Annotated in this window: 20 protein-coding genes and 1 pseudogene; 12 read left to right on the top strand and 9 right to left on the bottom strand. The window is 68.4% G+C overall.

The genetic code is table 11. The features are described from left to right. Positions 1–39 precede the first annotated feature (39 nt). Positions 40–1,203, bottom strand: coding sequence for a D-alanyl-D-alanine carboxypeptidase family protein (locus TY51_RS24185; protein WP_307533594.1), 1,164 nt, complete (start codon positions 1,201–1,203; stop codon positions 40–42). A 272-nt stretch (positions 1,204–1,475) separates the two neighbouring features. Here TY51_RS24185 and clpS point away from each other — a divergent pair, with 272 nt between their 5' ends. The 3 genes from clpS to TY51_RS00085 are packed head-to-tail and all read left to right on the top strand — an operon-like array spanning position 1,476 to position 3,614. Next, positions 1,476–1,793: an ATP-dependent Clp protease adapter ClpS gene (clpS, locus tag TY51_RS00095; protein ID WP_042244565.1), complete on the top strand. Its 318-nt coding sequence runs from the start codon at positions 1,476–1,478 to the stop codon at positions 1,791–1,793. 4 nt (positions 1,794–1,797) lie between these two features. Next, a complete protein-coding gene (locus tag TY51_RS00090; protein ID WP_042244373.1) occupies positions 1,798–2,811 on the top strand; it encodes a class I SAM-dependent methyltransferase in 1,014 nt (337 codons plus the stop codon). Continuing rightward, the gene (locus tag TY51_RS00085) at positions 2,808–3,614 is read left to right on the top strand and encodes an SDR family NAD(P)-dependent oxidoreductase (protein ID WP_042244371.1); all 807 of its coding nucleotides are present in this window, start codon (positions 2,808–2,810) and stop codon (positions 3,612–3,614) included. Before TY51_RS00090 ends, TY51_RS00085 begins: the two co-directional genes overlap by 4 nt. Here the strand turns inward: TY51_RS00085 and TY51_RS00080 are convergent. Beyond that, a complete protein-coding gene (locus tag TY51_RS00080) occupies positions 3,611–4,027 on the bottom strand; it encodes a hypothetical protein (RefSeq protein ID WP_042244369.1) in 417 nt (138 codons plus the stop codon). The two genes, TY51_RS00085 and TY51_RS00080, sit on opposite strands and share 4 nt — an antisense overlap. 62 nt (positions 4,028–4,089) lie before the next feature. Here TY51_RS00080 and hemF point away from each other — a divergent pair, with 62 nt between their 5' ends. Beyond that, positions 4,090–4,956 (top strand): oxygen-dependent coproporphyrinogen oxidase, encoded by an 867-nt coding sequence (hemF, locus tag TY51_RS00075; RefSeq protein WP_042244366.1) that lies wholly within the window; start codon positions 4,090–4,092, stop codon positions 4,954–4,956. A gap of 10 nt (positions 4,957–4,966) precedes the next feature. Here the strand turns inward: hemF and TY51_RS00070 are convergent, their stop codons facing one another. From TY51_RS00070 to TY51_RS00055, 4 genes are all read right to left on the bottom strand, one after another. Further along, entirely contained in the window at positions 4,967–5,293 is a 327-nt protein-coding gene (locus tag TY51_RS00070; protein WP_197054582.1) for a YnfA family protein, read from the bottom strand. Further along, a complete protein-coding gene (gene parE / locus TY51_RS00065) occupies positions 5,290–7,251 on the bottom strand; it encodes a DNA topoisomerase IV subunit B (RefSeq protein WP_042244561.1) in 1,962 nt (653 codons plus the stop codon). Before parE ends, TY51_RS00070 begins: the two co-directional genes overlap by 4 nt. Before the next feature lie 103 nt (positions 7,252–7,354). Continuing rightward, entirely contained in the window at positions 7,355–8,014 is a 660-nt protein-coding gene (locus TY51_RS00060; RefSeq protein ID WP_042244364.1) for a glutathione S-transferase family protein, read from the bottom strand. A gap of 60 nt (positions 8,015–8,074) precedes the next feature. Beyond that, complete coding sequence (locus TY51_RS00055; RefSeq protein WP_231558826.1) at positions 8,075–9,034, bottom strand: alpha/beta fold hydrolase; 960 nt, start codon at positions 9,032–9,034, stop codon at positions 8,075–8,077. A 157-nt stretch (positions 9,035–9,191) separates the two neighbouring features. On the opposite strand from TY51_RS00055, the gene TY51_RS00050 reads away from it, so the two are divergent. From TY51_RS00050 to TY51_RS24180, 3 genes are read left to right on the top strand one after another with little or no spacing between them, the layout of a single operon-like run. Next, a complete protein-coding gene (locus TY51_RS00050; protein WP_042244360.1) occupies positions 9,192–9,857 on the top strand; it encodes a DUF1007 family protein in 666 nt (221 codons plus the stop codon). After that, complete coding sequence (locus tag TY51_RS00045; RefSeq protein ID WP_307533583.1) at positions 9,854–10,531, top strand: nickel/cobalt transporter; 678 nt, start codon at positions 9,854–9,856, stop codon at positions 10,529–10,531. The genes TY51_RS00050 and TY51_RS00045 overlap by 4 nt, the downstream gene beginning before the upstream one ends. After that, positions 10,483–10,779, top strand: coding sequence for a hypothetical protein (locus TY51_RS24180; protein ID WP_307533580.1), 297 nt, complete (start codon positions 10,483–10,485; stop codon positions 10,777–10,779). Before TY51_RS00045 ends, TY51_RS24180 begins: the two co-directional genes overlap by 49 nt. A gap of 88 nt (positions 10,780–10,867) precedes the next feature. Here the strand turns inward: TY51_RS24180 and hisG are convergent, their stop codons facing one another. The 3 genes and pseudogenes from hisG to hisS all read right to left on the bottom strand — a co-directional run bounded on the left by hisG (position 10,868) and on the right by hisS (position 14,098). Further along, entirely contained in the window at positions 10,868–11,563 is a 696-nt protein-coding gene (gene hisG, locus TY51_RS00040) for an ATP phosphoribosyltransferase (protein ID WP_042244359.1), read from the bottom strand. Further along, a pseudogene (locus TY51_RS00035) lies at positions 11,560–12,620 on the bottom strand (ATP phosphoribosyltransferase regulatory subunit). Before TY51_RS00035 ends, hisG begins: the two are co-directional and overlap by 4 nt. Then, entirely contained in the window at positions 12,617–14,098 is a 1,482-nt protein-coding gene (gene hisS / locus TY51_RS00030; protein ID WP_042244356.1) for a histidine--tRNA ligase, read from the bottom strand. The pseudogene TY51_RS00035 and the gene hisS overlap by 4 nt, the downstream one beginning before the upstream one ends. 58 nt (positions 14,099–14,156) lie before the next feature. On the opposite strand from hisS, the gene TY51_RS00025 reads away from it, so the two are divergent. The 5 genes from TY51_RS00025 to ispG all read left to right on the top strand — a co-directional run bounded on the left by TY51_RS00025 (position 14,157) and on the right by ispG (position 17,932). Then, complete coding sequence (locus tag TY51_RS00025) at positions 14,157–14,372, top strand: SlyX family protein (protein WP_042244354.1); 216 nt, start codon at positions 14,157–14,159, stop codon at positions 14,370–14,372. Between the two features lie 102 nt (positions 14,373–14,474). Continuing rightward, entirely contained in the window at positions 14,475–15,767 is a 1,293-nt protein-coding gene (locus TY51_RS00020; RefSeq protein WP_042244353.1) for an adenylosuccinate synthase, read from the top strand. Between the two features lie 87 nt (positions 15,768–15,854). Then, positions 15,855–16,064 carry a DUF2842 domain-containing protein gene (locus tag TY51_RS00015; protein ID WP_042244352.1) on the top strand — a complete coding sequence of 70 codons (210 nt, stop codon included), beginning with the start codon at positions 15,855–15,857 and terminating at the stop codon, positions 16,062–16,064. Then, positions 16,064–16,735, top strand: coding sequence for a thiamine diphosphokinase (locus TY51_RS00010; RefSeq protein WP_042244350.1), 672 nt, complete (start codon positions 16,064–16,066; stop codon positions 16,733–16,735). The genes TY51_RS00015 and TY51_RS00010 overlap by 1 nt, the downstream gene beginning before the upstream one ends. A 63-nt stretch (positions 16,736–16,798) precedes the next feature. Then, positions 16,799–17,932, top strand: a complete 1,134-nt coding sequence (gene ispG, locus TY51_RS00005) for a flavodoxin-dependent (E)-4-hydroxy-3-methylbut-2-enyl-diphosphate synthase (RefSeq protein WP_042244348.1) — start codon at positions 16,799–16,801, stop codon at positions 17,930–17,932. Positions 17,933–17,961: the final 29 nt, after the last annotated feature.

Below are 17,961 nucleotides of genomic sequence, written 5' to 3'. Positions count from 1 at the left end.
AGCACGGGTGCGGCAAGGCTGGCTTGCTGCGCCGGTGCATCATCCGACGCGACGGCGGTCGCAGCGCCTGCTGGATCGCCTCGCGGCAGGGGCCGCCGAACCGGGGCGGGCGCGCGGGCGCTGGCTGCTGGCCAGTGCGACGCCCGGCGGTGCTGCGGGCGCGTCGGTGGCACCGGCACGGCGCAGCGCCTCTGTCAGGTCGACCTGCGGGGCTGCGGCGACCAGGGTCGATGCGGCCGCGGCGGGACGCGTTGTGGGCGGGGGCGATGCCTGCAGCACCAGACGCTGCGGTTCGGCTTGGGTTGCCGCCGGGCTGGCGGCGACCTGGGCGCGGCGCGTCGTCGCCTGCACCAGCATGCGCGGCGCCTGCGGACGCACCTCGCGGACGCGATCGGGGATGCGGGTGAAGCTGCTGTCCAGCAGTTCCGTCATCACCTGGTTGCGATGCGCGGTGGAGGTGCCGCCGAAGACGGTTGCGATCAGGCGGCGGTTGCCGCGCTGTGCCGAGGCCGTCAGGTTGAAACCCGCCGCCCGCGTATAGCCCGTCTTGATCCCGTCGGCGCCGGAATAGGCGTCCAGGAACCGCCGATTGGTCGATGCGACCTGCGCGATGCCCGCATCGGCCGAACGGCGCGAGAACAGGTTGTAATACTGAGGGAAATCATAGAACAGGTGGCGTCCCAGAACGCTCATGTCATGGGCGGTCGAGAAGTGGCCTTCGGCCGTCAGGCCGTGGGCGTTGCGGAACTGGCTGTTGTTCATGCCGATTGCGCGTGCCATCTGCGTCATCTGCTGGGTAAAGGCCTGTTCGGACCCTGCCAGCCCTTCGCCGATGGCGGTGGCGGCGTCGTTGGCCGACTTGATCGCCGCGGCGCGCAGCAGATAGCGCAGCTCGATCTGTTGTCCGGCGCGCAGGCCCAGCTTGGACGGCGGCTCGTTCGCGGCCTTGGTCGAGATGGTGAATTTCGAATCCAGCCGGACCTGTCCGCGTTCGATGGCCGAGAACGCCATGTACAGCGTCATCATCTTGGTCAGCGAGGCAGGATGCAGTCGCGTATCCGAATTCTGGCGATAGATGGGCTGGCCCGTCCGGGCGTCCATCACATAGGCCGCGAAAGGTGCCGCGGCGGCCGGCAGGCCCAACAGGGCAACGGCCAGGACGGCATGACAAAGCAGCCGGAAGGCATGGGTAAATCGGGTCACTGTCGCTGTCTCTCTGCCTCAAGCGGACGCGTCGTTTGTCGCACGTCCGTCGTTAATCAACCTATAATAGCACGGGTCTTTTATCCTTGAAACCGGGCAATCGCGCTAATTTTGTCTGTACCGTTGGCGGGCCCCTTTTGGTGTGGGTCGCGGCGCATCCGCGCGGGGGGCTTTCATCCGGGCGCGATTGCGCTATATTTCCGGTGATGGCGACAGCGCCCACCTCCCTCGCCTCAGCATTCAGGAACGACCGCAGCCCGATGACGCACTGGATGACCGCACCCGACAATCCCGATGACCAATCCGATCTGGCGGTCAAGCCCCGCGCGAAATCGCAGCGGCCGCCGATGTACAAGGTCCTGCTGCTGAACGACGACTTCACGCCGATGGAATTCGTCGTGCATGTCCTGGAGCGGCTGTTCCACATGACCCACGCGCAGGCCATAGAGATCATGCTGACCGTGCACCGCCGCGGTCTGGCAGTCGTGGGGATCTTTTCACACGAGGTGGCCGAGACGAAGGTCGCCCAGGTGATGGAGCTGGCCCGCCGCCAGCAGCATCCCCTGCAATGCACCATGGAAAAAGAGTAATCGCGTGACCCAATCACGACTGGATCTGGCCTTTCCGGACGGCCATCCCGGAGGCCGGGTGCTGTTCATCGGCGCCACCGCCGCCGATGACCTGTCCCCCCTCGACCCCGATCAGCTGACCATCGTCCAGGGGAATTTCCCCGACCATCACGGCCTGACCGCCCGCGGTTTCGACGTGCAGACCGACGCGACGGGCCGTTTCGACGCGGCCATCGTGCGGCTGCCGCGGGCCAAGGCTGCGGCGCGCGCCCGCCTTGCGCTGGCCGCGGCGCATCTGGCGCCCGGCGCGGCCCTGTGGGTCGATGGGCAAAAGACCGACGGCGTCGATTCCCTGCTCAAGGAGCTGCGCGGCCATGCCGAGGTGCGCGACGTCATCAGCAAGGCGCATGGCAAGATCTTTCAGGTGACGCTGCCCGATGCGGGTCTGCCTGCCGACTGGACCGCGACCGAGCGTCTGGTCGAACCAGGGTTCGTGACCCTGCCAGGTGTCTTTTCGGCCGACGGGATCGATCCGGGATCGAAGATGCTGGCCGACAACCTGCCGCCCAAGATGCCGACCCGCGTGGTCGATCTGGGCGCAGGCTGGGGCTGGCTGTCCGCGCAGGCGCTGGCCCGTCCGGGCATCGCGGAACTGCATCTGGTCGAGGCCGACCACGCGGCGCTGACCTCGGCCCGGCAGAACGTGACCGATCCGCGGGCGCGGTTCCATTGGGCGGATGCGCGCGATTTCAACCTGCGCGAACCGGTCAACGGCGTGATCATGAACCCGCCGTTCCACGAGGGGCGGCAGGCCGACCCCCGGCTTGGCGCCGATTTCATCGCCACCGCGGCGCGCATTCTGACCGGCGCGGGCCGGCTGTGGATGGTCGCCAACCGGCACCTGCCTTACGAATCGGTCCTGGCCCAGCATTTCGGTCAGGTCCACGAGATCGCCGGCGACACCCGCTTCAAGGTGATCGAGGCGACCGCGGCGGGCAAGGGCACTGCCACGGTCCGCACCAAGGGGAAGCGGCGGTGACGCTGTCGATCCAGGGCAAGACGGCCATCGTCACCGGGGCCGGGCGCGGCGTGGGCCTGGCCATTGCGCGGCATCTGGCCGAACGCGGCGCGTCGGTCATGTTCGCCGACGGCGATGAACAGGCGCTGCAGTCGGCTGTATCGGATTATGCCGACGACGAAAGCCTGGTGCGCCATTTCGTCGGCAACATGTCGGAAAAGCTGGCGATGGCGAACCTGTTGTCGGCGACGCTGGACGCGTTCGACCGTGTCGACATCCTGGTGAACGCCCACCGCTTCGTGCGGGGCAGCGACCCGCTGGACACCGACATGGACGCGCTGGAGGAGATGCTGCGCCAGAACATGCTGGCCGGTCTGCGCCTGTCGCAGATGGTCGCGAAACGCATGATCCGCCAGGCCGAGGGCGAGGGGCCAAGCGCCCAGACCGGGGCGATCGTCAATATCTCGACCCTGGCGGCGCGGCGGCCGATCCCGTCTATGCTTGGCTATTCCATCGCCTGCGCGGCGCAGGAGCAGGCGACGCGCGGGCTGGCGCTGGCCCTGGCGCCGCACCGCATCCGCGTGAACGGCGTCAGCTTCAGCAGCGTGATGTCGCACGAATTGCAATGCGCGCTGAAGGACAATCCCGACCAGCGGGCGCAGATCATCGCGGGCACCCCCCTGGGTCGCATCGCCCCGGCCGAGGAACTGGCCGAGACGGTGCATTACCTGGTCAGCGACGGCGCGCGCTTTGTCACCGGCCAGATCGTCACCGTCGACGGTGGCCGCAGCCTGGCCGACCCCGTGACCTCACAGGTGCTTTAGGTTTCCTCGGGGTAGGCGGCGCGGCAGGCGGCCACGGCGGCATTCGCGCCGCGCGTCAGGGCCGCCTGGCGTTCCACCAACCCGTCGCGTTTGCGCGTTTCCGCGGCCGGATCGATGGGCACGCGGAAACGCTCCACATCGACATAGTCGCGCCAGCAGCCATAGGTGCTGATCTGGGCCTTTCCCTCGCGGTCGCGGGTGACGCGTTCGCATTGCGCAAAGCGTGACCGCACGACCTGGCGTTCGTCCCAGGCATAGCCCCGCGACAGATTGCCCTCGACCTCGGCCAGCAGGCTGCTGACGGTGCGGTATTCGCTGGTGTTGCGGCTGATGCAGCGTTCCTGTGGCGTGCCACACGCTGCAAGCGCCATGACGGGGGCAAGACAAAGGGCAAGGGCGGTGTTGCGGCGCATGGCGGCTCTCTTTATGGACGCAGGCGATGCTAGTCGCGATGCCTGGGGCTGGCAAATCACGAATGAGGCCCGCCATGGATGAACAACGCCACCGCGCCGCAGTTTGGTTCCGCGACCTGCGCGACCGCATCACCGCCGCGTTCGAGGCGCTGGAGGACCGCGCCCCCGGCGACGCACCCGCGGGCCGGTTCGAGGTGACGCCGACCGAACGCGCCGATGATGGCGGCGGCGGCATCATGTCGGTGATGCGCGGCGGCCGCGCCTTCGAGAAGGTGGGCGTGAATTGGTCCGAGGTGCACGGGACGCTGGCCCCTCGCGCGCAGGCCGCGATGGCCGCCCGCGGCGTCCCGGGCATGGAGGACGATCCGCGGTTCTGGGCGTCGGGCATCAGCCTGGTCGCGCATATGCAGAACCCGCACGCGCCCGCCGTACACATGAACACCCGCATGTTCTGGACCCCCGGTGCATGGTGGTTCGGGGGCGGGTCCGACCTGAACCCCTGCATCGAATACGCCGACGACACCGCGCATTTCCACAACACGCTGCGCGATGCTTGCCTGCCGCACGGGGCGGACTACTATGACCGCTTCAAGGCCTGGGCGGACGAGTATTTCTTCATCCCCCATCGCGGGCGGGCACGCGGCGTCGGCGGGATATTCTATGACGATCTGAACACCGGGGACTGGGAGGCCGATTTTGCCTTTACCCGCGATGTGGGTGCGGCGTTGCTGCCCGCGTTCCTGCCGCTGGCAGAGGCGCGGATGACGCAGGCGTTCGACGCGGCAGACCGCGACGCACAGCTGATCCATCGCGGGCTCTATGCGGAATACAACCTGGTCTATGACCGCGGCACCAAGTTCGGGCTGGAGACGGGGCACAACGCCGATGCCGTGCTGATGAGCCTGCCGCCCTTGGCAAAATGGGTCTAGGCGCGACCCCTCACGCCCTGGCGCCCGCCAGGATCACCGCGGCCCCCGCGATGCACAATCCCGCCCCCAGCAGGTCCAGCCTGCCGGGGGTCTGACCCTCGACCAGCCACAGCCACGCCAGCGACGTGGCGATGTAGACGCCGCCATAGGCCGCATAGGCGCGTCCCGCGAAATCAACCTGAACCCGCGTCAGCGCCCATGCGAACAGCGCCAGCGCGACCATGCCGGGCACCAGCCACAGCGCCGACCGATCCAGCCGCAACCACGCCCAAAAGGCGAAACAGCCCGCGATCTCGGCCAGGGCCGCCGCGACATACAGGCCGATGGTTTGGATCACACGTCCAGTTCTTCGACGAAACGGGCGTTTTCCTGGATGTATTCGAACCGCAATTCGGGCTTCTTGCCCATCAGACGTTCGACCAGATCGCCCGTCTCGCCGCCCTCGTCGTCGTCGATACTGACGCGGATCAGCTTGCGGGTCAGCGGGTTCATGGTCGTGTCCTTGAGGTCCTTGGCGTCCATCTCTCCCAGACCCTTGAAGCGCTGGACGTCGATCTTGCCGCGACCGCCCAGGCCCTTGGCCATCATCTTTTCCTTTTCCGCGTCGTCGGACACGTACAGCCGCTGCGCCCCCTGGGTCAGCCGGTACAGCGGCGGGCAGGCCAGATACAGGTGCCCCTTGTCGATCATCGGCCGCATCTGCGTGAAGAAGAACGTCATCAGCAGCGAAGCGATATGCGCGCCGTCGACATCGGCATCGGTCATGATGATGATCTTGTCGTAACGCAGGTCATCGACGTTGAAACGGGTTCCCATGCTGACGCCAAGCGCCTGACACAGATCGTTTATTTCCTGGTTGGCGCCCATCTTGGACGATGCCGCGCCCAGCACGTTCAGGATCTTGCCGCGCAAGGGCAGCAGCGCCTGTTTGGTGCGGTCGCGGGCCATCTTGGCCGATCCGCCGGCGCTGTCACCCTCGACGATGAACAGTTCGGTCCCGTCGCGGTTCGTGGCGCTGCAATCGACCAGCTTGCCGGGCAGGCGCAGCTTTTTCGTGGCCGTCTTGCGGGCGGTTTCCTTTTCCTGACGGCGGCGCAGGCGTTCCTCGGCGCGCAGCACCAGGAAATCCAGGATCGCGCCGGCCGATTTCGTGTCCGAGGCCAGCCAGGTGTCGAAATGGTCGCGCACCGCGCCCTCGACCAGACGGGCAGCCTCGGTCGTGGCCAGGCGGTCCTTGGTCTGACCCACGAATTCCGGTTCGCGGATGAAACAGCTGACCAGCGCGCAGCCGCCGATGATCAGATCCTCGCGGGTGATCTGGGCGGCCTTCTTGTTGCTGACGCGCTCGCCATAGGTGCGGATGCCCTTCAGGATCGCGGCCCAGAATCCCATCTCATGCGTGCCGCCCTCGGGCGTGGGGACCGTGTTGCAATAGGACTGGATGAAGCCGTCGCGCGCGGGCGTCCAGTTGATCGCCCAGTCCACCTTGCCCGGCACGCCGAACTTGGCGTTGAAATCGATGCTGCCGGCAAAGGGGCGGTCGGAATAGGTACTGGCCCCGGACAGAGTCTCGGTCAGGTAATCGGCCAGGCCGCCGGGGAAATGGAACGTGGCCTCGCGCGGGGTTTCGCCGTCGTCGATCTCTGTCTTCCAGCGGATCTCGACGCCGCTGAACAGGTAGGCCTTGGATTTCACCATCTTCATCAGCCGCGCGGGCTTGAAGCGGTGATGGCCAAAGATCTCCTCGTCGGCGTGGAAGGTCACGGTGGTGCCGCGCCGGTTCGGGGCCGCGCCGATCTTGGCCACCGGCCCCTGCGGGATGCCGCGAGAGAAACGCTGCTCGAACAGCTCCTTGTTGCGCGCGACCTGCACGACCATCAAGTCGGACAGGGCGTTCACGACCGATGCGCCGACCCCGTGCAACCCGCCCGAGGTCTGATAGGTGTCGCCCGAGAACTTGCCCCCTGCATGCAGCGTGCACAGGATCACCTCCAGCGCGGATTTGCCGGGGAACTTGGGGTGCGGGTCGATGGGAATGCCGCGACCGTTGTCGCGCACGACGACGCTGAAATCGGCCATCAGCTCGACTTCGATGCGGGTGGCGTGGCCCGCCACGGCCTCGTCCATCGAGTTGTCCAGGATCTCGGCGACCAGGTGGTGCAGCGCGCGCTCGTCGGTGCCGCCGATATACATGCCGGGACGCTTGCGCACGGGCTCCAGCCCCTCCAGCACCTCGATCGAGGATGCGGAATAGGCGTCGCTGGCGGCATTGCCGGAAAGAAGGTCGTCGGCCATGGGGTCGCTCACTGATCTGGGTCGGGGCGCTTATCTCATGGGGCGGGGGCGGGCGGCAAGGGGTTGTGTCCCCCGCGCGCCCCGACCCCAAGGATTGCGCCGCCTATTCGGGCTCTGCCATGCGGGCGGCCCACATCGCCTGGAACGCCGGGCGATCCTGGCAGGCCGACAGCCAGGCGCGGATCGCAGGAAACCCCTCCATCAACGCGCCGTGCCCCTGGGCATAGCGCACGATCTCGGCCAGGTTCAGGTCGGCCACGGTGAACCGGCCGCCGACCAGATAGGCGTGGGTCGCCAGATGATCCTCCAGCACCTTCAGCGGCCGGACCAGCCGTTCGGACGCGTCCGCCACGATGCCTACGTCATCGGCCGATTGCAGCGTGCCGCGGTTGTGCAGCATCAGGATGGTCAGCGCGTCGGGTTCGATCGCGGTCGCGCCATAGATCGACCACTGGGTCATCAGCGCGTCCTCGGCATAGTCCTGGGGCCCGGTCGGGCCGCCGTGCTTGCGCGCCAGGTGCAGGGTGATCGCCAGCGATTCGGACAGCACCAGCCCCTCGTCCTCGATCACCGGAATGGCGCCCGCGGGGGACAGTTCCAGGAAATCGGGGCTGCGGGTGTTGGGGGCAGCGTCGGGCGCGTCGGCATTGCCGATGCGATAGGCCTGAATGACGGGCACCTGCCGGAAGGGCAGGTCCAGTTCGTGACAAAGCCACACGACGCGCGATGCGCGCGAGCGGGTGACGCCGTGGATGGTCAGCATGATGGCCCCCGGATTGATCTGGCGGCCACCTTGGGACGCAGGCCCGCGACCCGCAACCCCCTAGCGGATGCCGGCGCGGGCCGCGGCGCGGTCGACGGCGTCGATGATCGCCTGTGGATCGCCATGCTGGGGCATGTGGCCCTGATCGGGCAGGATCGTCAGCGCGGCATTGGGCAGCGCGTCGGAAAGGGGCAGGGCGTGGATGCCGGCCGGCACGATGGTGTCGCGGCCGCCGTGGATCACCTCGACCGGCAGGGTCAGCTGCGGATAGCCGGGCGCCATGACGCGCAGATAGGGGCGTAGCCCGGTGATCTGCGCCGCATTCGCGCGATAGTTGCCGCGCCGTGCGGCCAGCCCCACGCCGATGTAATCGGCATAGCCTGCGGGCACCGCCTGCGGCTTGAAGATGTCGGCCATGATCCGGTCGCCAAGCGACACCGGCGCCAGGGCCGTCAGCAGCGGCGGGCCGACCCGGTCGCCAAGCGGCGTGTCCAGAAACGCGAACCAGCCCGACAGATCGCCGGGCCAAGGCATCGTCGCGCCCGACACGATCACCAGCGCCGCCGTGTCGCTCGGCGCGCGCAGGCCCCAGGCCATCGCGACTGCGCCGCCATAGCTGTGCCCCAGCACGACGGGGCGCCGCACGCCCAGCTGGCCGGCGGCAGCACGCAGCAGTTCGGCCTGGGCGATGGGGTTGTCGGTCTGCGGCCCGATATCGTTGGTCCATCCCAGCCCGGGCCGGTCAAAGGCCAGCACGCGGTACCGCGCGGCCAGGCGGTCGGCCAGGGCGAAGGTGAAATCGCGGCTGTTGCCGCTGGCCCCGTGCAGCAGGATCAGGTCGGGGCCGCTGCCGCGGATGTCGACGTGGACGGTGCGTCCCTGGACGTCGATCAGCTGGCCGGTCGGGGGGAACTGCGCCTCGAATGCGGTTTCGCGTGCGGTGGCGCGGGCATCGACGATCCGCCCGCAGCCGGTCAGCGCCAAGGCCAGCCCCGCCATCGTGAATGCCCGTCGTTTCATCCCGTCATCCCTCGTTCGTTCGAACCCAGACACGCGCGAACCCGCGCCGGGGTTGCGCTGCGTGCGTCGTTTTTCGCCGGGCTGGCAAAGCGGTGATTTGCAAGCCGGACCGCACGCGGGTAACTGGAACCGCCGTCCTTGCCAAGGTGCCCTGCCGATGTCGCCGCGCGTGTCCTGCCTGTCCGCCCTGCTGATCGCCATGCCGCTTGGCGCGCTGGCCCACCCGCATGTGTTCATCGACGCGGGCCTGTCGCTGCGTCATGACGCGTCCGGGGCGCTGACGCATGTGGCGGTCGAATGGGCCTATGACGAATTCTATTCCTTGCTGATCATCGAGGATCTGGGCCTGGACCCCGATGGCGACGGCGTCCTGACGCCAGACGAACAGGCGGCGCTGCAGGGCTTTGACGCGGATTGGGAGCCGGGTTTCGACGGGCGGCTGTTCCTGGACGCGGGCGGTCGCCGGCTGACCCTGGACGGACCGCAGGACTTTGCCGCGCGCTATGAGGATGGGCGGTTGATCTCGGCCCATGTGCGGCCGCTGGCCGAACCGCTGGACGGGGCCGAGCCGCTGACGATCCAGGTCTATGACCCTGAATATTACGTGCAGTTCAGCATACCCGAACCCCCCGCCATCGCACGGGCGGATTGCACCGCCGATCTGCGCATGGGCGACCCCTATGCCGCCGCCGACGCCTATGCCCGCGCCGTGGGCGAGGCCTTGGGCGACGGACAAAGCGCCGATGAGGCCGACCTGATCACCGTGGACATCGGCGCCACCGGCGCGGATTCGGTACAGGTCCGCTGCGGTCCGCAGTCATGAGACGCGCGGTTGCCCTGACAGGCCTGGTCGTCGGACTGGCGCTGGTGGCGCTGTGGTTGGGCGGCGGTCTGGCCGGGATCGAGCGGTGGGCCACCGATCAGCAGCGTGCGGTTCAGAACGCGATGGCGGGCGCGCTGCGGGCGTTGCGGTCCGGCCAGCCGGGGGCGGTCGCGTCGCTGCTGGGCCTGTGCTTTGCTTACGGTGTCGCGCATGCGGTGGGGCCTGGGCATGGCAAGGTGATCATCGGCAGCTATGGTTTCGGCGCGCAGGTGCCGTTGGCACGGCTGGCCGGGCTGTCGGTGGCATCATCGCTGGCGCAGGCGGGCACGGCGGTCGCGCTGGTCTGGGGTGGCATCACCGTCCTGGACCTGGGACGCCAGACCCTGACCGACCTGTCAGAGGTCGCGATGGTCCAAGCTAGCACCGCCCTGGTCGCGCTGGTCGGGCTGTGGCTGGCATGGCGCGGCGTGACGATGCTGCGCGCGCAGGCGCGGGCGGATTCTCACCATCACCATCACCATCACCATCACCATCATCACGGCGACGCCTGCGGCTGCGGGCACGCGCATGGCCCCACGCCTGGCAGGTGGCGCAGACGCGGTCCCTGCGAGACGGGGTGCTGGTCGTGGCGGGCATCGCGCTGCGGCCCTGCACCGGGGCGCTGTTCCTGCTGATCCTGACCTGGCGGATGGGCATCTTCGGGATGGGCATCCTGGGGACGGTGGCCATGGGGCTGGGCACCGCCGTGGTGACCGTGGCGGTGGCAGGTCTGGCAGTGTGGGCGCGGCGGGGCAGCTTTGCCCTGTTGCCAGAGCACGGCCCCTGGGCGGGCGCCGCGCGCTGGCTGCCCGGCGCGATGCAGCTGGGCGCAGGGGCACTGATCGCCGCGATCTCAGTCGCGGTGCTGCTGCCTTGGGTTTGATCCCGTCCTGCGCCGGCGGTGCCGCTACAGGCGAAATACCGGCGCGTCTTACGTCATTGCCCCGATCTCACCCGATCCTGCTGCAGCACTAGGCGGACCGACCGGCCTCCGGCGCTGCCAGCCGGGCGATCAGCGCGTCCATCGCCGGACCCATCGCCGCGCGGTTGGCGAACAGCGTCGCCTGCGACCGCAGGATCGGGGGCTCGTTCAGGATGCGCAGGTTGTTGGCGCGCAGCGTTTCGCCTGACGAGGTGATGTCGGCGATCGCCTCGGCGGTCATGTTGGCGACCGTGCCCTCGGTCGCGCCCTGGCTGTCGACCAGCTGATAGTCCGCGACCTCGTGCGCGGACAGCCAGGCGCGGACCAGGCGGTGGTATTTCGTGGCGATGCGCAGGCGGAACCCGTGTTCGGCCCGGAAATCGCGGGCGATGGCGGCGAAATCGTCCAGGTCTGTGCAGTCGCGCCAGCACTCCGGCACGGCCAGGATCAGGTCGGCATGCCCGAACCCCATCGGGGCCAGTTCGACCAGGTCCGACGACCATCCGGCCAGCTTTTCGCGCACCAGATCGGTCCCGGTCACGCCCAGCTCGATCCGGCCCGCGGCCAGTTCGCGCGGGATCTCTCCGGCGGACAGCAGGACCAGCTGGACCCCGTCCACCCCCTCGACCCGGCCCGCATATTCGCGGTCCGATCCGGCCCGCGACAGGCGCACGCCCCGATCCGCGAACCAGTCGAACGTCTGTTCCATCAGCCGCCCCTTGGACGGCACGCCAAGACGGATCATGCCCGCGCCTCCAGTTCGGCCACCAGGCCGGGGCGGATGATGCCGCCGACGGCGGGAATTTCCCGGCCCCGGCCCAGCACGCGGGTCAGTGCGTCATAGCGCCCGCCCGACGCGACGGGCGGCCACCCGGCCCGGTCCGCCTGAAAGGTGAAGGTGAAACCGTCGTAATATTCCATCGTGGTGCGCCCGTGGCTGGCGTCGAAGATCACCGTCTGCAGGTCGATCCCGCGCGCGGCGATGGTATCCAGCCGCGCGCGGATGCGGGTGACCGCCGGGGCGATGGCCGGCATGTCGCGGGCCAGATCGGCCAGCGCCATCAGGGCCTGCGGGGCCGGGGCCCGCAGCGCGAACAGGCGGTCCAGGCGGTCGGTCCAGACCAAGGCCAGCGGCGGCACCGCGGCATCCGATTGCAGGCGGACGATGCGGCGGATCATCTCTTCCTCGGTCCGCATCCCGGCCCAGGGCGCGGTTCCGTCGGGAAACTCCCGCGCGATCGACGGGGCCGAGAACCGCGCCAGAAGCCGGGCGAACCGGCCCGGACGCCAGATGTGATGGATCAGCGCCGCGGACCGCGCCTCGGTCAACGGCAGGCCCCGCACGGCGTCCAGCAGCAGTCCCATGTCGCCCATGCGCGCCTGCAGGCCATGGGGTGCCAGCGCGTCGTGGAACAGGGCGAACACCTCGCATCGGCCTGGGGGTCGCGGGTGAACAGCTCGAACCCGCATTGCAGGTATTCGTGGTCGCGCGGGGTGGCGGGGCGGGTGTCGCCCGTGTCCTGCTTGCGGAACACCTCTCCCAGATAGCAGTAGCGGGCGGGGTCTGCGCCGTTCTGCATATGCGCCTGGACCACCGGCACGGTGAAGTCGGGGCGCAGCATCATCTCTCCGCGGATCGGGTCGGGGGTGACATAGGCGCGGGCGCGGATGTCCTCTCCGTACAGGTCCAGCAGGTCGCCCGCGGGCAGCAGGATGTCGGGCGCGATCTCGGTCGCGCCGGCGTCGCGGAACCGCGACAGCAGCCGCTGTCCGACCGCCTGCTTGGCCTGTTTGGGGATCATCCGATGATCCTGCGGACTTCGGCCACCAGGTCGGCGCGCGCGACCTCTGTCTGGGCGGGCTGGGATTTCCATTCCTCGACAGAGGCTTGGGCCGCGATCCTTGCGCCCAGGATCAGGTCCTTGACCTGGACTACGCCGCGTTCGGCCTCGTCCCCGCCCTGGATGATCGCGACGGGCGCGCCGCGCTTGTCCGCATATTTCAGCTGGTTGCCGAAATTCTTGGGGTTGCCCAGATAGACCTCGGCCCGGATGCCGGCGGCGCGCAGGTCTGCGGCCATGGCCTGGTAATCCGACATGCGGTCGCGGTCCATCACGGTCACGACCACGGGGCCGGCGACCTGCGCCCCGGCCAGACCCTTGGCGCGCAGCGCGGCCAGCAGGCGGTCGACGCCGATGCTGACGCCCGTGGCCGGGACCTTTTGCCCAGTGAAACGCTCGACCAGGCCGTCGTAACGGCCGCCGCCCGCGACCGACCCGAACTGCCGCTTGCGGCCCTTGTCGTCCAGGATCTCGAAGGTCAGTTCGGCCTCGAAGACCGGGCCGGTGTAATAGCCCAGGCCCCGTACGACGGCGGGGTCGATGACGGCGCGATCCTCGGCCACGCCCATCGCGGCCAGCATCGCGGCGATCTGGCGCAACTCGTCCACGCCTTCGGCGCCGATGGCCGATCCACCGACCGCTGCCGACAGGTTCTCCAGGGTCGCGGCATTGTCCGTGCCCTTGGAGGTCAGAAAGGCCAGCACGGGGGCCGCCTGTCCCTCGGACAGGCCCACGCCGTCGATGCGGGCACCGCTGTCGTCCAGGCGGCCCGTCGTCAGCAGGGCCAGCACGCCGTCGCGGCCGACCTTGTCGAACTTGTCGATCTGGCGCAGCACGTCTTCGGCTTGATCCTCGCGGACCTCGGCGGCTTCCAAGACACCGTTCAGGACCTTGCGGTTGTTGATCCGCACCAGATAGTCGCCGCGGTCGATGCCCACGGCCTCCAGCGCGTCGGCCAGCATGCCGCAGATCTCGGCATCCGCCGCCACTGATGCCGATCCGACCGTGTCGGCGTCGCATTGATAGAACTGGCGGAACCGACCCGGCCCCGGTTTCTCGTTGCGCCAGACGGGACCCATCGCAAAGCGGCGGTACGGGCTGGGCAGGTCGTTGCGGTACTGCGCCGCGACACGCGCCAAGGGTGCCGTCAGGTCATAGCGCAGCGCGAGCCAGTCGCCCGCGGTGCCGCCGCCGGGCACCGCCTCCTCCTGCCAGGCGAAGACGCCGGCATTGGGGCGGTCCACGTCGGGCAGGAACTTGCCTAGGGCCTCGACCGTCTCGACGGCGCTGGTCTCCAGCGGGTCGAAGCCATGGCGGTGATAGACCTGCGCGATGCGGTCCAGCATGTCGCGCCGTTCGGTCACGTCCTGCCCGAAATAGTCGCGGAACCCCTTGGGCGTCTCGGCCTTGGGACGGGGCTGCTTCTTGTCTTTTGCCATGGTATCAGTCGCCTTTTCGGGCCCATATTCAGGCGCCGCTGTAACGGAAGGTGACGACATGGACAAGCAGCAGGACCGCCTGCATCAGCTGGAGGAGGCTTTGGCCCACCTGACCCGCCTGACGGACGAGCTGTCCGAGGTGATCGCCCGCCAGGACCGCGACCTGATCCGCCTGACCGGACGCGTCGACCGCCTGACCCATGCCGAGGCCGAGCGTCAGGCCGATGCGGCGGGCAGCGTCGCCCTGGCCGACCAGCGGCCGCCGCACTACTGATCCGGGCTGCCGGGCGGGGTGCGGACAAAGCGGCTTTCCCCGACCCCCGCGATGCGCTAATGCCGGGCTGAAAAGAACTTCGGACAACGAAAAGGATCGCTCATGGCCAATGTTGTGGTTGTCGGAGCCCAGTGGGGCGACGAGGGCAAGGGCAAGATCGTCGACTGGCTGTCGGAACGCGCCGACGTCATCGCGCGCTTTCAGGGCGGTCACAATGCCGGCCACACGCTGGTCATCGGCGGCAAGGTGTTCAAGCTGTCGCTGCTGCCCTCGGGCATCGTGCGCGAGAACAAGCTGGCGGTGATCGGCAACGGCGTCGTGCTGGACCCCTGGGCGCTGTTTTCGGAAATCGACAAGCTGGCGGGGCAGGGCGTCGCCATCTCGACCGAGAACCTGATGATCGCGGAGAACACGCCGCTGATCCTGCCGCTGCACCAGGACCTGGACAAGCTGCGCGAGGAAGCCGCCGGCAAGGCCAAGATCGGCACCACCGGCCGCGGCATCGGCCCCGCCTATGAGGACAAGGTCGGCCGCCGCACGATCCGCGTCGCGGACCTGGCCGACGAGGAGACGCTGGACAGCCGCCTGGACCGCCTGCTGGCCCATCACGACGCGTTGCGCGCCGGTCTGGGCGCCACGCCCATCGACCGCGCCGAGCTGAAGGCCAAGCTGATGGAAGTGGCGCCAAAGCTGCTGCCCTATGCCCAGCCCGTCTGGAAGATCATGGGCGACGCCCGCAAGGCCGGAAAGCGCATCCTGTTCGAGGGTGCGCAGGGGTCGCTGCTGGACATCGATTTCGGGACCTATCCCTATGTCACGTCCTCCACGACGACCTCGGGGGCCGCGGCCTCCGGGACGGGCGTGGGACCGGGCGCGATCGGCTTCGTGCTGGGCATCGTCAAGGCCTATACCACCCGTGTGGGCGAAGGTCCGTTCCCGACCGAACTGGAGGACGCCGACGGCCAGCGCCTTGGCGAGCGGGGCCACGAGTTCGGCACCGTGACGGGCCGCAAGCGGCGCTGCGGCTGGTTCGATGCGGTTCTGGTGCGCCAGACCTGCGCGATCAGCGGCGTCAACGGCATCGCGCTGACCAAGCTGGACGTGCTGGACGGGTTCGACACGCTGAAGATCTGCACCGGCTATGAGATCGACGGCGTCACTTATGACTATCTGCCGACGGCGGCGGCGCTGCAGGCCAAGGTGCGCCCGATCTATGAGGAAATGGACGGCTGGCACGAATCGACCGCCGGGGCGCGCAGCTGGGCCGACCTGCCCGCCGCCGCGATCAAGTACGTGCGGCGCGTCGAGGAGCTGATCCAGTGCCCCGTCGCGATGCTGTCCACCAGCCCGGAACGTGACGACACGATCCTGGTGACCGACCCGTTTGCCGACTGATTGCGTCCCGCGACGTGCCGGGGGACATCCTGTCCCCCGGACCCCCTTGGGGGGCGTACGGGAACACCGAGGAAAGAGCCCGACGACATGGAACTGAAGACACGCAAGCGGCTGTCGATCCTGATCCTGGTGATCGGGATGCCCATCTATGTCATCGTGGCGGTGTCGCTGATGAACTGGCTTGACGGTCGGTTCGGGCGTCAGCCGATCTGGATCGAGCTGCTGATCTATGTCGGGCTTGGCGTGTTGTGGGCGTTGCCGTTCAAGCGCGTCTTCAGCGGCGTCGGCAAGGGCTGATGGCGGGGGTGGCGGACCAGCATCGACCGGTCCGCCACCTGCGCGGGGTCACCGTGATCGGCGGCGGCATGGTGGCGCCCGTGGACCTGGCGGTGTCGCTTTCGGTTGCGCCGTTGCTGGTCGCGGCGGATGGCGGGGCGGACCGGGCACTGGCATTGGGGCACCCGCCTGACTGGGTGATCGGCGATCTGGACAGCATCTCGGACCCGGCGCGGCGGTCTGTTCCGGCCGCCCGCGTGCTGGAGGTGGCCGAGCAGGACAGCACGGATTTCGCGAAATGCCTGGGACGAATCGACGCGCCGCTGGTGATGGCCGTGGGTTTTGCGGGGCTGCGCCTGGATCATACGCTGGCCGCGCTGACGGTGATGGTCCAGCCCGGCATGCCGCGGGTCGTCATGCTGGCCAGCGACGACGTGGTCGTGGTGTGCCCGCCGCGGTTGACCCTGCCGCTGATGCCCGGAACGCGGGTGTCGCTGTACCCGATGGGGCCCGCGCGCGGCAGCAGTCAGGGGCTTGAATGGCCGATCGACGGGATCGAGTTCGCGCCGGGAAGCCGTGTCGGCACGTCGAACCGGGCGGTGGGGCTGGTCAGCCTGCGGATGCAGGGGCCGATGCTGTTGATGCTGCCCCGCGACTGTCTGGGAACGGTCCTGACGGCGATGCAGCGCTGAGGGGGCGGTTGTCGTTGCGGCCCGCATGGCTTATCTGAGAGGGCGAACCCCCGGAGGCTGTCCATGTCGCTGAACCCGATCCGTCCCTGGCGCAACATCGAGCGTCGCAAGTCGCGCCAGATCATGGTGGGCAAAGTCCCCGTCGGCGGCGATGCCCCGATCAGCGTGCAGACGATGACCAACACCAACGGCCATGACGTGCGCGCCACGCTGGCGCAGGTGATCGCCTGTGCCGATGCCGGTGCCGACATCGTGCGCATCAGCGCCCCCGACCAGGAGACGACCCACGCGCTGCGCGAGATCTGTCGCGAGAGCCCGGTGCCGATCGTGGCGGACATCCATTTCCATTATAAGCGCGCGATCGAGGCCGCCGAGGCGGGGGCCGCCTGCCTGCGCATCAACCCCGGCAACATCGGCGACGAAAGCCGCGTGCGCGAAGTGATCAAGGCCGCCAAGGACCACGGCTGTTCGATCCGCATCGGCGTGAACGCCGGATCGCTGGAACGGCATCTGCTGGAGAAGTACGGCGAGCCCTGCCCGGACGCGATGGTCGAGAGCGGGCTGGATCATATCAAGATCCTGCAGGACAACGATTTCCACGAATTCAAGATCAGCGTGAAGGCCAGCGACGTGTTCCTGTCGGCGGCGGCCTATCAGATGCTGTCCGAGGCGACCGATGCGCCGATCCATCTGGGCATCACCGAGGCCGGCGGCTTTGTCGGCGGCACGGTCAAGTCGGCGGTGGGCCTTGGCAACCTGTTGTGGAACGGCATCGGCGACACGATCCGCGTCAGCCTGTCCGCCGATCCGGTGCAGGAGGTCAAGGTCGGGTTCGAGATCCTGAAGTCGCTTGGCCTGCGCACGCGGGGCGTTCAGATCATCAGCTGTCCCAGCTGCGCGCGGCAGGGGTTCGACGTGATCCGCACGGTCGAGGCGCTGGAACAGCGGTTGGAGCACATCAAGACGCCGATGAGCCTGTCGATCATCGGCTGCGTTGTCAACGGACCCGGCGAGGCGCTGATGACCGATCTGGGGTTCACCGGCGGCGGGGCGGGGTCGGGGATGGTCTATGTGGCCGGCAAGCAGAGCCACAAGCTGTCCAACGACCAGATGGTCGATCATATCGTGCAGCTGGTCGAGGAGCGTGCCGAGGTGCTGGACGCTGAAGCGCGCGCCGCGGAAGCCGCCGCCGAGTAGGATTGCGTCCCGCGACGGCCGGGGGCGCT

Source organism: Paracoccus sp. PAMC 22219, assembly GCF_000787695.1.
Classification (GTDB): Bacteria; Pseudomonadota; Alphaproteobacteria; order Rhodobacterales; family Rhodobacteraceae; genus Paracoccus.
Note: the sequence above shows the minus strand (reverse complement) of the source record. Positions and strands in the feature narration are given on the sequence as shown.

Excerpts from the sequence above, each read along its gene's own strand:
- clpS (WP_042244565.1), top strand. The coding sequence starts at position 1,476 with ATGACCGCACCCGACAATCCCGATGACCAATCCGATCTGGCGGTCAAG.
- TY51_RS00080 (WP_042244369.1), bottom strand. The coding sequence starts at position 4,027 with ATGCGCCGCAACACCGCCCTTGCCCTTTGTCTTGCCCCCGTCATGGCG.
- hemF (WP_042244366.1), top strand. The coding sequence starts at position 4,090 with ATGAGGCCCGCCATGGATGAACAACGCCACCGCGCCGCAGTTTGGTTC.
- parE (WP_042244561.1), bottom strand. The coding sequence starts at position 7,251 with ATGGCCGACGACCTTCTTTCCGGCAATGCCGCCAGCGACGCCTATTCC.
- TY51_RS00060 (WP_042244364.1), bottom strand. The coding sequence starts at position 8,014 with ATGCTGACCATCCACGGCGTCACCCGCTCGCGCGCATCGCGCGTCGTG.
- TY51_RS00055 (WP_231558826.1), bottom strand. The coding sequence starts at position 9,034 with ATGAAACGACGGGCATTCACGATGGCGGGGCTGGCCTTGGCGCTGACC.
- TY51_RS00050 (WP_042244360.1), top strand. The coding sequence starts at position 9,192 with ATGTCGCCGCGCGTGTCCTGCCTGTCCGCCCTGCTGATCGCCATGCCG.
- TY51_RS00045 (WP_307533583.1), top strand. The coding sequence starts at position 9,854 with ATGAGACGCGCGGTTGCCCTGACAGGCCTGGTCGTCGGACTGGCGCTG.
- hisG (WP_042244359.1), bottom strand. The coding sequence starts at position 11,563 with ATGATCCGTCTTGGCGTGCCGTCCAAGGGGCGGCTGATGGAACAGACG.
- hisS (WP_042244356.1), bottom strand. The coding sequence starts at position 14,098 with ATGGCAAAAGACAAGAAGCAGCCCCGTCCCAAGGCCGAGACGCCCAAG.
- TY51_RS00025 (WP_042244354.1), top strand. The coding sequence starts at position 14,157 with ATGGACAAGCAGCAGGACCGCCTGCATCAGCTGGAGGAGGCTTTGGCC.
- TY51_RS00020 (WP_042244353.1), top strand. The coding sequence starts at position 14,475 with ATGGCCAATGTTGTGGTTGTCGGAGCCCAGTGGGGCGACGAGGGCAAG.
- TY51_RS00015 (WP_042244352.1), top strand. The coding sequence starts at position 15,855 with ATGGAACTGAAGACACGCAAGCGGCTGTCGATCCTGATCCTGGTGATC.
- TY51_RS00010 (WP_042244350.1), top strand. The coding sequence starts at position 16,064 with ATGGCGGGGGTGGCGGACCAGCATCGACCGGTCCGCCACCTGCGCGGG.
- ispG (WP_042244348.1), top strand. The coding sequence starts at position 16,799 with ATGTCGCTGAACCCGATCCGTCCCTGGCGCAACATCGAGCGTCGCAAG.